The organism is Cedecea sp. FDAARGOS_727 (assembly GCF_012273235.1).
Lineage (GTDB): Bacteria > Pseudomonadota > Gammaproteobacteria > Enterobacterales > Enterobacteriaceae > Cedecea > Cedecea davisae.
Genome location: NZ_CP050966.1, coordinates 146,324 through 158,882, shown reverse-complemented (window position 1 = coordinate 158,882; position 12,559 = coordinate 146,324). Strand labels below are relative to the sequence as shown.

The window sequence follows — 12,559 nt, the reverse complement described above, 5'->3', positions numbered from 1 at the left end:
AGCTCTTCTTTGAAGATGGCGGTGAGGGAGGGATTTACTCGCGCCGTCCATGGCGCTCGCCCTGCGGGTCGCCGGAGGCGGTACAAAACGGCTGTCCTGCCGTTTTGTCGAACCCGGTCGAGGGTTCTCATCCACTCCCGGCAGGGAGAAACATGCGAAAAAAAAGCCCGCATTTGCATGCGAGCTCTTCTTTGAATATGGCGGTGAGGGAGGGATTCGAACCCTCGATACGTTGCCGTATACACACTTTCCAGGCGTGCTCCTTCAGCCACTCGGACACCTCACCATATTGTCGCTCCAGCGCTGCTGGAACGGGCGCTAATTTAGGGAAAACAGCCCGCTGCGTCAATGCTAATTTCATGTTTTTGGTGCATTTAGCCAAACTTCATCCAACTTGATTCTTAAACCACCACAAGATGCTGCTTTTTATCGCATTAGCGCTTGCATAGCGCTTCATTTCGGGTAAGCCTAAGGAAAAAAGGAGGCAGTATGGACATTATTTTTCATCACCCCACTTTTGATACAGAGTATTGGCTGAATCGCCTTCAGCAGGCTCTGCCGGGGGCGCGCGTGCGCCAGTGGAAGCAGGGCGACCAGCAGCCTGCCGACTACGCGCTGGTCTGGCAGCCGCCGGTAGAAATGCTTAGCGGCCGTAAAGGGCTGAAGGGCGTGTTTGCTCTTGGCGCAGGCGTTGATGCCATTCTCAGTAAACTGCAGGCCCACCCGGATATGCTGCCGGACGGCGTGCCGCTGTTCCGACTGGAAGACACCGGCATGGGGCTGCAAATGCAGGAGTATGCCGTCAGCCAGGTGCTGCACTGGTTCCGCCGTTTTGATGATTATCAGGCGCAAAAATTACAGGGCAAATGGCAGCCGCTGAACGATTATCGCCGCGAGGATTTCACCATCGGCATTCTTGGGGCTGGTGTACTCGGCGGAAAAGTTGCTGAAAGCCTGGTGGCCTGGGGCTTCCCGGTTCGCTGCTGGAGTCGCAGTAAAAAAGACTTCCCCGGCGTAGCCAGCTTTGCAGGTAGCGAAGAACTGGGCAGCTTCCTGAGCGGAACCCGGGTGCTGATTAACCTGCTGCCGAATACGCCGCAGACCGTCGGCATTATTAATCGTCAATTGCTTGGTCAACTGGCGGATGAGTCTTATGTGATCAACCTTGCGCGCGGAGTTCATCTGGTTGAAGCCGACCTGCTGTCCGCTCTGGACAGCGGCAAGCTGAAAGGGGCGATGCTTGACGTCTTCTCTAAAGAACCTCTGCCAGAAGAAAGTCCGCTCTGGGGGCATCCGCGTGTTGCAATGACGCCGCACATTGCGGCCGTAACCCGCCCGGATGAAGCCATCGCCTATATCGCGAAGACCATCACCCAACTGGAGAAAGGAGAAGCGGTATCGGGGATGGTTTCTCTCCAGCACGGTTATTGATACAAAGCCCGGCTTTGGCCGGGCATATATCGCCCGCTCCACAAGCTAAAAATTGTCACGGAATACTGGTATCCTTAGCCAAAATAGAAAAGGAGAAAACCATGTATCCCGTTGACCTGCATATGCACACCGTTGCCAGCACCCACGCCTACAGTACCCTCCACGACTACATCGCTGTCGCTAAATCCAAAGGCATTCGGCTATTTGCCATCACCGACCATGGTCCGGATATGGCGGATGCGCCGCATTACTGGCACTTTGTGAATATGCGCATCTGGCCGCGTCTGGTAGACGGCGTCGGCATTCTGCGCGGCATCGAGTCCAATATTAAAAATACCGCCGGTGAAATCGACTGTACCGGGCCGATGCTGGATGCGTTGGATCTCATTATCGCGGGGTTCCACGAGCCGGTGTTCCCGCCTCAGGATAAAGCGACCCATACCGAAGCGATGATAGCGACGATGGCCAACGGCGATGTGCATATCATCAGCCACCCCGGTAACCCTAAGTTTGAGATTGATATTCCGGCCGTGGCTGCCGCGGCGGCAAAATATAACGTCGCGCTCGAACTCAATAACTCCTCCTTTACCCATTCACGTATCGGCAGCGGTCCGAACTGCCGCGCCATCGCCGAGGCCGTGCGCGATGCCGGAGGCTGGTTAGCGCTGGGTTCAGATTCCCATACCGCTTTTACCCTCGGTGATTTCAGCGAATGCCGCAAAATCCTCGACGAAATTGATTTCCCGGAAGATCGTATTCTCAACGTTTCTCCGGCGCGCCTGCTCGGGTTCCTTGAAGCCCGCGGAATGGCGCCGATTGCCGAATTTGCCACACTGTAATTAACACCCGTAATGGATAGAGCCAGTCATGAATGAGTTTTCAATTATTTGCCGCGTTTTAGGATCGCTATTTTATCGCCAGCCGCAGGATCCGCTGCTGGTTCCGCTGTTTACGCTGATCCGCGAAGGGAAGCTGGCGGCAAGCTGGCCACTGGAACAGGACGAACTGCTGGGGCGGTTGCAAACCAGCTGCGATCCTCAGCTGCTGGCGGCGGACTTTAATGCGCTGTTTATCGGTGAGAAATGCAGCGTGCCGCCTTTCCGCTCCGCATGGGTTGAAGGGAGCGATGAAGGTGAAGTACGCCAGTTCCTCAAGCAGCGCGGCATGCCGCTGGGCGAAACGCCGGCCGATCACTTCGGGACGCTGCTGTTGGCCGCTTCATGGCTGGAAGATCAGTCTCAGGAAGATGAGTTTGAAGCACAGATTACGCTGTTCGATGAGTACCTGCTGCCGTGGTGCGGCACCTTCCTCGGGAAGGTAGAAGCCCACGCGACGACGCCGTTCTATCGTATGCTGGCGGCCATCAGCCGCGAAGCATTGCAGGCGATGCGCGATGAATTGCAGGAATCTGAGGAAGAGTAATTGTGATTTGAATCACAATTAGAATGTAACAGCAAAAGCAAACTTGCAAAAAATGTGCGCTGGATCGTAGTGGGCCATGCCGGCTCTGCTATGATACGGCGCCATGAAGACACTTATTCCTCTCGCTATTACCACCGGTATTCTCTCAGGCCTTTGGGGCTGGGTTGCGGTGAGCCTCGGCCTGTTGGGCTGGGCCGGTTTCCTCGGCTGTACCGCCTATTTTGCCTGTCCGCAGGGCGGAGTTAAGGGGCTGTTTATTTCGCTGTGCACGCTTTGTAGCGGCGTTCTTTGGGCGCTGGTGATTATTCACGGCAGCGCGCTGGCTCCCCATGCCGATATTCTTGGGTATGTGATGACCGGCATTGTCGCGTTTCTGATGTGTATCCAGGCGCGGCATATTTTGCTTTCGTTTGTTCCGGGGACTTTTATTGGTGCCTGCGCGACTTTTGCCAACAATGGTGAATGGCATATCGTGGTGCCTTCATTGCTGCTGGGGCTGGTATTTGGCTTCGCGATGAAAAACAGCGGGCTGTGGCTGGCCGCAAGGCGAGATAAACCGAAGCAAGGCTCATTACTCAGCGAATAAAAAAAACCGGCATCAGCCGGTTTTTTTATGGATACATGCGGTTATCGGTTATCACGAGGCGGGTGGGACAGACAGCTCTTTATATTTCACCAGCACCGGGTTGTTAATGTCGGATGGTTTTTGCAGATCCCAAAGTCCCCTGTCTATCCCATCGTTAATCAGATAAATAACCCCGGTTTCAATCGCGGACATCAGGCATAGCATGACGGGTTCATTGCTGGTGTAGCCAATTTCCGCTTCCAGCAGCCGCTGGTAATCGATAAAGCGGAAGACCCCGGCCTGTACCTCGTAGGAAAGAATGGTTTTGCTGGTGTTGACCGAAGAGAGCACTTCGCCGGTACTGACATCCACCACCCTCAGGTTAACGGCAATCTGGTCGAGCTGGTACTGCGTATCGGCCCCGATGCCGAAGTAGCGGGCGCCCGCGCCGCCGGACTTCACGTTGCTTTCGTAGCCAATAATCGAGCCTTCAATCATTACGTTTGCCGCCATCAGCGATTGCAGCGGCTGGCGATTATTGTCGGCAACGGTGCCGTTTTCCTGCGCCGCGCGGATTATCTTGCGCTCGTTAAGCAGGTTTTGCAGGCCCTGGCGCTCGAGCGGAATAAACCAGCGTGAATCTTTCAGCGCCGTCACCAGCATTGAGGTTGCACTTTGCGGCACGGCCGTTGAGAAGTTACTCGCAGGATAAGGCTTGAACTGCCCGGTTTCGTCCTGAATGTTATAGACCGAAACATACAGTTTGCCTTTGGCATCCGGTAAATGCGTCAGGTCGCGGTAGCTTTGTGCCCGGGGCATTAGCGTGGGTTTCGCTGCTTCTTTTGGCGGGGCCGTTAAACAGCCCGTCAATAAACACACCGCCACAATCAGGAGTAAGCGCTGCATGATGTTTACCCTTTAAATTTATTGTTGGTTTACGCCACTAGAAATTGGTGGAGTTTGATTGCAGGCCGGACACCTGAATGGTGGAGGTTTTGCCGGTTTTTCGGTCGGTAACGTTCAGCTGTAGCTGGCCGTCGGTATTGGCGATATCGACGATAAAATCATTGGTGACCATGCGCCCCGGCTTACCGGTGTTGATATTGGTCAGCAGCCCGCCCAGCACCTGCGATTGCAAAGCCTGGGTGAAATTGTCCAGCGCGCTCGGCATCTGGATACCCAGGTCACTGCTGTAGGCCGGATCTTTATAAGAGTTCTGCGCCTGAGCGGAATTAAGCAGATAGGCACCATTATTAGGGTTACCGCCAAAGTTGGGATTAACGAACTGGAAAACCATATTCCCGGCCCAGGACAGCGGCGAAAACAGCAGCATGGAAAGCACGACTAAGTAGATACGCATCATCATCTCCTAGAATTCGTCATGGGTTAAATCGCCGGTGCTCAATAATTGCTTATCGATAAGCCTGCGTTTTAGCGCCTCGTCTGTATGGACCAGTGCAACCTCAACGTTTTTATCGAAGTCGCGTTTAGTGGGGAAAAGAAAGGCCTGGTAAACAACATCCTGCCCTGCAGTAATGGTTATCCAACTTCCCCAGCGGGCGCTGGGGCGCTCATTAATGGTTAAGTTGCCGGTAAAGTCGCTTTCCCATTTATCGCTGAACGCGCGATAGAAGCTGTGCCCCACCGAAGTTACTGTGTGGTCGGTGAGCAGGCCTGGGATCTCAACTTCTTCACCGTGAGCGACGCTGGCGCACCAGCAGGTTGCCAGCAATAAAACGGCTGAGCGTTTCATCGCCTTAGCGCCTGAGGTTATCGTTGGCCCAGGATACGGCCTGGGTGCGGTTTTTTACCGCTATCTTCCTGAAAAGATTATACAGATGGGTTTTTACCGTATTCTCGCTGATAAACAACGAGCGGGCTATTTCGATGTTTGACGAGCCAATGCGTAATTTATTCAGAATTTCTTTTTCGCGCTGGGTTAAGCACGAAGATTCTGCGCTATTAAAGCGATAATTCCCTGAGTTGCTTATCAAATAGCTGGCCAGTTTTTGCGAGAAGTAACATTCACCTTCCATTACCCCGCGCAGTCCCTCGACTACCCTTGGCTCTTCTGCTGTCAAATAAAATACCCCGTTGATATACGGCCAGTTTTCAATATCCTTAAATTGATATTCTTCCGGCGTATTAAGTAACAGTAATTTTATATGATTGTTTCTACGGCTTAGTTTTTCCTGCCAGCATTGGATAGTCTTTTTATCCGCTTCTGCCATATCGAATAAAATCAGAGAATTACTGGCAATCTCATCGAGTGAGCGTTGTATATTATGCACCCGGCCGTTTATTGCCAGCGAGGCGCGTAAATGTTGCAATAAGGCAGATGCCTGAAGAGAGGGTTTAGTAATTAGCAGTAGCGTAGGCCCCTGTAGGGCATGGACTTCATTATACATGATGAAACTCCACCTGGTTTTTGCCGCTACCGTATGAATTAATAGATATTAATTCTCCCAGTGGTACCGATAGCTGCAGCATTGCTGTGTATTAATATTTTTAATATTCGGGCGTGATGTTCCCGATGAATGAGAAAATTTAACTAAAGGAGTGCTTTCATATTCAATTTAACCAGTAGATATTTTAAAGCAAGTGTTAACTATGTAACAAAATGTAACTCAGAATATTAAAATGTTTCACTTCGCGTTTTCGTCTATTTAGATTTAACGCTAAAGTTGTACGTTATATATTTTATGTATAGATAATATATCATATGTTAAATGCGTATCCATCTGATTTGTATGTGTTTGTTTTTCGTGTTTTGATTTTGCATTTTAAAATCATATTTTAAGAAACGCTGTTTCTGGGATTCTCTCGCTTCGCTTAAGAAAACTTGGTGTGGTGATGGTGGTTTTTCATAATGTGACTAAGCATCGCATCGGATGTGCTAAGTGCGTGAGGTTTATGGTTTGTTTAAATAAGTGTGCTAATGATTAGCTCTCTCTTTCCTGATGATTGTATCTGTAGCGCCAGAGCGCAAATGTATTGTGGATTCACACTTTGGTATTAATCCAATAAGTCAAAATAATCCCTGTGCATGAGATATTTTAAAAATTTATCGGGACATACTCAATTTCGTAACCGAACAATAACAGTTTACTGCCGTTTTTGTGAGGTGTTACCACTTGAACTGAGCATCATTAGTTCCGGCTCAATTAGGTTCAGGATGATGAGATGAAAATTAAATCGCTATTGTTAATGTTGTTCTTTGTTGGGCTTTCAAATAACGCCATGGCCAACGGTAACGATCTTGCCGGTGCAGAATATAATTTTGCCGTTAATGAGCTGAGTAATCCTCAATTTAATCAGGCGGCAATTATTGGTCAGTACGGCAGCGGTAATAATGCCGATGTTATTCAGAGAGGCCAGCACCAATTTTCTGAAGTAGTTCAAAATGGTGCAGGAAATCGGGCTAATATAGAGCAATCAGGTAGTTATAATCTGGCTTACATCTCGCAAGACGGCGTAGCCAACGATGCGAGTATTAAGCAGGATGCATTTGGTAATGCTGCGCTTATTATTCAACGAGGTTCAGGTAATAAAGCAAACATTACTCAGTATGGTACCCAGAAGTCAGCAGTTGTAGTGCAAAACCAGTCACAAATGGCGATTCGCATTATTCAGCGATAAGCAGAACGTTTGTGCTGAAATTATCAATCCGATGGGGGTTTTAGTATGAATCTTTTCAAAGTTGCAGCATTAGCAGCATTAGTAGTGTCCGCAGGTGCAATGGCTACTTACCCGCAGCAGGCTCAGCACTCAACCCTGAAAATTTATCAGCAGGGTAACGGAAATAACGCTACAGCTCTACAGTCAAATGCGCTGTATTCAAAAACGGAAATTAAACAGTTTGGTACCGTTAACGGAGCCAAAGTGGGCCAGGGTTCTGACCACAGCGATATTAAATTGCTGCAGGACGGCTATGGCAACAATGCAACCATCAGCCAGTGGAATGGTAAAAACGCGCAAACCGACGTTCAACAGTTTGGTACTAACAACGGAGTCGTCGTTAACCAGACTGCTTCAAGCTCTCTGGTCTCCGTAACCCAGTACGGCAACGGCAACCACGCTTCAGCTTCCCAGTACTAGCAGGCCCGGTTTATTCGCAAGCAACTTAACAGGGCCTGTGGCCCTGTTTTTTCGTTGGAGGCCGTATGCATACCTTAGTGCTGCTTGCCGCGCTCTCAAGCCAGCTAACGTTTAATACCCGACAGCAGGACAATATTTATACCATCACCCCCATTGCCACGCTGGCTGCGGACTGCCAGTGCACTATGACGCTCGCGGCCAGGCGAAGCGGAACCTCAGGGCAAAGTGAAAGCAAGCAAAGCAGCGATCTCTTTATTAAAGCGCACGAGGCGGTGCCGCTGTCCCAGCTCAGTATGAATATCGAACCGGGCGACAGCGTTGTGGTGACCGTTACGCTGAGTGATGGTAAATCCTTCCATCTTGAGCAGCACTGGGTCGGGGCAGGAAAGCCGTAACCGCCGTGAAATATAAATGATGAACGGATTGCAAGAATCGCGAGTGTGTATCACTGTTTAAGAATCTTTGATTTTCTGCCGATAACCTTCAGGGACGACAGCAATCGAGGAGTACCGAAGTGAAAACAGCTTGTGCGAAATATTTGCTTTGTCTGGCGCTGGGAATGGCTGTTTCATCGCTATCTCAGGCTGCATCATCCGGCGTTATTCATTTTCGAGGTGAAATAGTAGAAGGCGGGTGCCAGTGGGCGCCGGCGAGTGCTGATGTCGCCGTTACCTGCTCACAGCAAGGCAAGCCCGTCACCCAGACCCTTGCGCTCAATTCCCTTAATGGCATCACTCTTTATAGCGACAGCACGGTGCAAACCAGGGTGCAATACCTTGATGCTCAGCATAAGCTCGCCGTTTTACAGGTGACCTATCAATAATGTCGCGGCCCGTTAAATCACGGGCCGACTCTCTTGGGTTCCTGCCGTATAGCAGAGTAAACTAGCCCCTGTGGGTTCAGGTTGAATGTATAGGGTCAGTGCTGTGAAAAAATGTCTGCTTCTCTCTCTTATGCTGGTTGCCAGAGCGACCGGAGCCGTTACGCTCGATGAGGTAGAAAAACGGTTCGCTGCGTCGCCGGTAGTGCGCGCTAATTTTGAGCAGGAGCGCCAGATTAAAGGGACAGCGCAGCCGCTGCATTCCAGCGGAAAGCTGCTGATTGCTAAAAACAAGGGGCTATGGTGGCAACAGCGCCAGCCTTTCCCGATGCGTTTGATTGTGAATGGCGGGCATATGGTGCAGGTTATGGGCAGCCAGCCACCCCAGACTATAACGGGCGAGAGTAACCCGCAGATGTTTCATTTTAACCAGCTGCTGCGCACGCTGTTTCATATCGATCGTAAAGTGCTGGAGAAAAGTTTTATCAGCGAATTTACCGATTTGGGGCAGGGAAGGTGGCGTCTGGTATTGATACCCGCAGATGAGCCGCTGAATAAACTGTTCCGTTCGGTCACGCTCCGTGGGGAAAAGTATATCGAGCGCATTGAGCTCAATGATGTCGAGGAAGACTATACCGAAATCTCCTTTACCCATTATCAGCCGGAACCGCGAAAGCTGACTCGTGAAGAGCGTAAACGCTTTGCATACTGAAACACCTTATCGCCTTGCGGTGGGGCAGGTAACAAGCCTCAGTTCACCAGCGTTTGTATCCCGCTGGCTCTCGGCTGAGCTTATTGCCAGCGCGCCTCAGGGAATGCGCCGCCCGGTATGGTTAGCCGGGCGCGTGCTGCTGTCGCAGTTGCTGGACAACGGAATGTTGCCGCTGCTGCAAAGTGGCCCCCACGGTAAGCCCTGGCACCCAGAGCTTCCGGCTTTCAACATTACCAACAGCGCTCATGCGGTTGCGGTGCTGGTCGGCTGCCAGCCTGTGGGCTGTGATATGGAGCTGTTACGCCCCCGCAAACGCTGGCAGGCCGTGGCGCAACACAGTTTTGCTGCCCCGCTGTATGACCGGCTGCTGGCTTTGCCCCAGGAGGAACAGCTGACGGAGTTCTGGCGTCTCTGGACGGCCCATGAAGCGGTAGTGAAGCAGCGGGGAGGAACGGTCTGGCAATTACCCGAGCTAAATTTGCCGCCGCTGACCTTGTGCCCGCCGGGCCTGCATCTGATGCATATTGTTTGCGGAGAAATGCTGATCGCCTGCTGCGGCCATCAGGGTTTTTCACCGGATTTCACTCCCGGGCAGGTTGTCGGCCGGGTCTAAGTTTTTGATTGCGTTGTCGGGCTTCGGCGGCATAATAAGTAAAACTTAATTAGAACGATAACTATTGCTATTTATATGGACGTTTCTTTTAGCCGTCGTCGGCTTCTTACGCTCTCGGCACTGCTGCCGCTGGCTACGATTCTTCCGGGTCGTGCTCACGCGCGGGGCATTGATTCAGAACGTATTATTGCGCTCGAGTGGCGGCCGGTGGAGATGCTTCTGGCGCTGGGTATTATGCCCCTGGCGATTGCCGATAAGCGTAATTATCATCGCTGGGTGAGGGAGCCAGCGCTGCCTGATTCGGTGGTAGATGTGGGGCTTCGCAATGAGCCTAACCGCGAGCTGATGCAGCGCCTGCGACCCTCCGCATTTATTATCTCCAAAGGTTTTGGCCCTTCAGAGTCCGATCTAACACCTATCGCGCCGTGCTGGTCTACCGCTTTTAACGACGCCAGCGGCCGCCCACTCGGGCTGCTTGAGCGGGATCTGCTGCGCCTGGGGCAGTTTCTCGGCCGCGAGCAAAAGGCTGTTGAACACCTCACTTATCTGCATCAGCAAATTGCCGCGACACGAGAAAAGCTCCCCGCTAATCCTAAACCGCTGGTGATGTTCTCCTTCCTCGATAGCCGCCGGGTGATGATTTTCGGTGCAAACAGCCTGTTTAACGATCTGCTAGAACGCCTGGGTTTGCGCAATGCGTGGGAGGGTAAAACCAATCCCTGGGGTAGCGCTATTGTGGGTATCGAAACCCTGGTGAGGCTGGAAAATGTGACCGCACTTTGCTTTATGCACGGCGATGATGACCCGGTTAAAACGGTGGCTAAGTCTGCTTTGTGGCAGGTGATGCCTTTTGTGCGCGAAGGGCAGCTGCATTTATTGCCTGCCGTCTGGTTCTATGGCGGCAGCTTTTCGGCGCTGCGTTTTTGTCAGCTGCTGCCGGAGGCCCTGTGCGCTTAATTCTCGTTTTACTTTGTGCTTTTACGTTGTTTCTGACCGGCTATAACTTTCAGCAGACGTTGTCCGCCAGCCTCTGGTGGCAGGCAATCGTTGCCCCGCAGGTGACCGATGTTTCCCAGATGCTGTTTCACTACAGCATGCTGCCGCGCACAACTCTGGCTTTACTTACCGGGGCAGGTCTGGCGCTGGCAGGTTGCCTGTTTCAGCATATTCTGCGTAATCCCCTGGCGGAACCGGCAACGCTCGGAGTGGCGGCAGGTGCTCAGCTGGGATTGACCCTGGCGACGCTATTTTTAGCCGGAGCAGGGGAAACGGGCAAGCAGCTTGCGGCGTTGGCCGGAGCGATGGCGGTCGGCAGTATTGTGCTCGGCGCGGCCTGGGGCAAGCGCATGTCTCCGGTCACGCTGATCCTTGCCGGACTGGTGCTCGGCCTGTATTGCGGAGCGGTAAAAAGCTTCCTCGTGCTGTTTAACCATGAACGTCTGCAAAACTTGTTTATCTGGAGCAGCGGCATGCTGAACCAGTATGACTGGGCGGGCGTTGATTTTCTCTGGCCGCGACTGCTGGCCGTGCTGGTGCTGATAGTCCTGATGATTCGGCCGCTGGGTATGCTGGCGCTGGACGATGCGGTGCTGCGCGGGCTGGGAATGAAACTGGCCTCAGTGCGGGTTGCCGGACTGTTTCTTGCTTTGCTGCTCAGCTCCATACTGGTCAGCATTGTTGGAGTTATCGGGTTTATTGGTCTGTTTGCGCCTATTCTGGCGGGAATGTTTGGCGTGCGCCGCCTGCTGCCGAAGCTGTTGGCTTCTATGGTCATGGGCGCTTTGTTGCTGGTGCTTAGCGATCAGCTGGTCATCTGGCTGGGCAGCTTCTGGCAGGAGTTGCCTACCGGCGCGGTAACGGCCCTGATAGGCGCGCCGCTAATGCTTTGGCTGCTGCCACGCCTGCGCCATCAACGCCTTGCGGCCACGCAGGATACCAGCGCCGTTGCCGAACGGCAGCTCTCGGCTAAAACCATAATACTGGCCTGTACCGTGCTGCTGCTGGTGTCGTTGCTTGCCCTGGGCGTCGGGCGGGAAAGTGCTGGCTGGTTCGTCGGCCTGGAGGAGATGTGGCAATGGCGCTGGCCGCGCGTTCTGTCGGCGCTTGCTGCCGGGGCAATGCTGGCCGCAGCCGGAACGCTGGTGCAGAAGATGACAGGTAATCCAATGGCCAGCCCGGAAGTGCTTGGCGTTAGCTCGGGGGCCGCCTGCGCCATCGTATTACTGACATTCCTCGTTCCCGGGGATATCAGCGCCTGGCAGCTTCCGGCCGGTTTTGCCGGCGCGGCGTTAACGTTGCTGGCAATGCTGGTGCTGGCGCGCACGGGGCTGGCTCCTGGGCGGCTATTACTAACGGGCGTGGCGCTAAGTACCGTATTTGCCACGCTGCTGACGCTGTACCTTGCCAGTGGCGATCCGCGTAGCGGGGCCGTGCTGACGTGGCTCTCCGGGTCGACCTGGAAAGTGACCGGACAGCAGGCGCTGGTGAGCGGCGCTATGGCACTGGCCTTTATTGGCCTGACGCCGCTGGTCCGGCGCTGGTTGGTTATTCTGCCGTTAGGCGGTGAGGCCGCTCAGGCGCTGGGCGTGGCGCTGAGCCGGTCGCGCATCACTATTCTGATGCTGGCCGCCGGGCTGGTTGCCGCCGCGACGCTGTGCGTTGGCCCCCTGAGCTTCATTGGGCTAATGGCTCCCCACATGGCGCGGATGCTCGGCTTCCGTCGTGCTATGCCGCAGCTCGTGATGGCGATAGTCATTGGCTCGGGGCTAATGCTGGTGGCCGACTGGCTTGGACGTAGCCTGATATTTCCGTTCCAGATCCCCGCAGGGCTACTGGCGACGCTGTGCGGCGCGCCTTACTTCATCTGGTTATTACGAAAAGCGTAACGAGTAACAGACC

The 12,559-nt window shown here is 53.1% G+C and carries 16 protein-coding genes and 1 tRNA gene; 12 read left to right on the top strand and 5 right to left on the bottom strand.

Features of this window, described 5'->3' with window-relative positions; translation table 11 throughout:
* Positions 1-198 precede the first annotated feature (198 nt).
* Positions 199-286, bottom strand: a tRNA-Ser gene (locus FOC35_RS00865).
* Positions 287-489: 203 nt separating this feature from the next.
* On the opposite strand from FOC35_RS00865, the gene ghrA reads away from it, so the two are divergent.
* From ghrA to FOC35_RS00845, 4 genes are all read left to right on the top strand, one after another.
* A complete protein-coding gene (gene ghrA, locus FOC35_RS00860) occupies positions 490-1,431 on the top strand; it encodes a glyoxylate/hydroxypyruvate reductase GhrA (RefSeq protein WP_016535788.1) in 942 nt (313 codons plus the stop codon).
* 101 nt (positions 1,432-1,532) lie between these two features.
* The gene (locus tag FOC35_RS00855) at positions 1,533-2,270 is read left to right on the top strand and encodes a phosphatase (RefSeq protein WP_039898071.1); all 738 of its coding nucleotides are present in this window, start codon (positions 1,533-1,535) and stop codon (positions 2,268-2,270) included.
* 28 nt (positions 2,271-2,298) lie between these two features.
* Complete coding sequence (locus FOC35_RS00850) at positions 2,299-2,853, top strand: molecular chaperone (RefSeq protein ID WP_172567866.1); 555 nt, start codon at positions 2,299-2,301, stop codon at positions 2,851-2,853.
* 103 nt (positions 2,854-2,956) lie between these two features.
* Entirely contained in the window at positions 2,957-3,439 is a 483-nt protein-coding gene (locus FOC35_RS00845; RefSeq protein WP_039899218.1) for a DUF1097 domain-containing protein, read from the top strand.
* 51 nt (positions 3,440-3,490) lie between these two features.
* Here FOC35_RS00845 and csgG read toward each other — a convergent pair whose 3' ends face one another.
* From csgG to csgD, 4 genes are read right to left on the bottom strand one after another with little or no spacing between them, the layout of a single operon-like run.
* A complete protein-coding gene (csgG, locus tag FOC35_RS00840) occupies positions 3,491-4,324 on the bottom strand; it encodes a curli production assembly/transport protein CsgG (RefSeq protein ID WP_016535792.1) in 834 nt (277 codons plus the stop codon).
* 37 nt (positions 4,325-4,361) lie between these two features.
* A complete protein-coding gene (csgF, locus tag FOC35_RS00835) occupies positions 4,362-4,778 on the bottom strand; it encodes a curli production assembly/transport protein CsgF (protein WP_039898072.1) in 417 nt (138 codons plus the stop codon).
* A gap of 9 nt (positions 4,779-4,787) precedes the next feature.
* The gene (gene csgE / locus FOC35_RS00830; protein WP_016535794.1) at positions 4,788-5,171 is read right to left on the bottom strand and encodes a curli production assembly/transport protein CsgE; all 384 of its coding nucleotides are present in this window, start codon (positions 5,169-5,171) and stop codon (positions 4,788-4,790) included.
* Between the two features lie 4 nt (positions 5,172-5,175).
* Positions 5,176-5,826 carry a biofilm master transcriptional regulator CsgD gene (csgD, locus tag FOC35_RS00825; protein WP_172567865.1) on the bottom strand — a complete coding sequence of 217 codons (651 nt, stop codon included), beginning with the start codon at positions 5,824-5,826 and terminating at the stop codon, positions 5,176-5,178.
* A gap of 775 nt (positions 5,827-6,601) precedes the next feature.
* On the opposite strand from csgD, the gene csgB reads away from it, so the two are divergent.
* The 8 genes from csgB (at position 6,602) to fhuB (ending at position 12,546) form a co-directional block, all read left to right on the top strand.
* The gene (gene csgB / locus FOC35_RS00820) at positions 6,602-7,057 is read left to right on the top strand and encodes a curli minor subunit CsgB (protein ID WP_172567864.1); all 456 of its coding nucleotides are present in this window, start codon (positions 6,602-6,604) and stop codon (positions 7,055-7,057) included.
* A gap of 45 nt (positions 7,058-7,102) precedes the next feature.
* Positions 7,103-7,516, top strand: a complete 414-nt coding sequence (gene csgA / locus FOC35_RS00815) for a curli major subunit CsgA (RefSeq protein ID WP_172567863.1) — start codon at positions 7,103-7,105, stop codon at positions 7,514-7,516.
* Between the two features lie 65 nt (positions 7,517-7,581).
* Positions 7,582-7,911 carry a curli assembly chaperone CsgC gene (gene csgC, locus FOC35_RS00810; RefSeq protein ID WP_172567862.1) on the top strand — a complete coding sequence of 110 codons (330 nt, stop codon included), beginning with the start codon at positions 7,582-7,584 and terminating at the stop codon, positions 7,909-7,911.
* A gap of 119 nt (positions 7,912-8,030) precedes the next feature.
* Positions 8,031-8,339, top strand: coding sequence for a hypothetical protein (locus tag FOC35_RS00805; RefSeq protein WP_254065341.1), 309 nt, complete (start codon positions 8,031-8,033; stop codon positions 8,337-8,339).
* 85 nt (positions 8,340-8,424) lie between these two features.
* Complete coding sequence (locus FOC35_RS00800; RefSeq protein WP_016535801.1) at positions 8,425-9,048, top strand: outer membrane lipoprotein carrier protein LolA; 624 nt, start codon at positions 8,425-8,427, stop codon at positions 9,046-9,048.
* Positions 9,038-9,661 (top strand): 4'-phosphopantetheinyl transferase superfamily protein, encoded by a 624-nt coding sequence (locus FOC35_RS00795; protein WP_216845777.1) that lies wholly within the window; start codon positions 9,038-9,040, stop codon positions 9,659-9,661. Before FOC35_RS00800 ends, FOC35_RS00795 begins: the two co-directional genes overlap by 11 nt.
* Positions 9,662-9,736: 75 nt before the next feature.
* Positions 9,737-10,618 carry a Fe(3+)-hydroxamate ABC transporter substrate-binding protein FhuD gene (fhuD, locus tag FOC35_RS00790; protein WP_172567860.1) on the top strand — a complete coding sequence of 294 codons (882 nt, stop codon included), beginning with the start codon at positions 9,737-9,739 and terminating at the stop codon, positions 10,616-10,618.
* Positions 10,609-12,546: a Fe(3+)-hydroxamate ABC transporter permease FhuB gene (gene fhuB / locus FOC35_RS00785; protein WP_172567859.1), complete on the top strand. Its 1,938-nt coding sequence runs from the start codon at positions 10,609-10,611 to the stop codon at positions 12,544-12,546. The genes fhuD and fhuB overlap by 10 nt, the downstream gene beginning before the upstream one ends.
* The last annotated feature ends 13 nt before the right edge of the window (positions 12,547-12,559 follow it).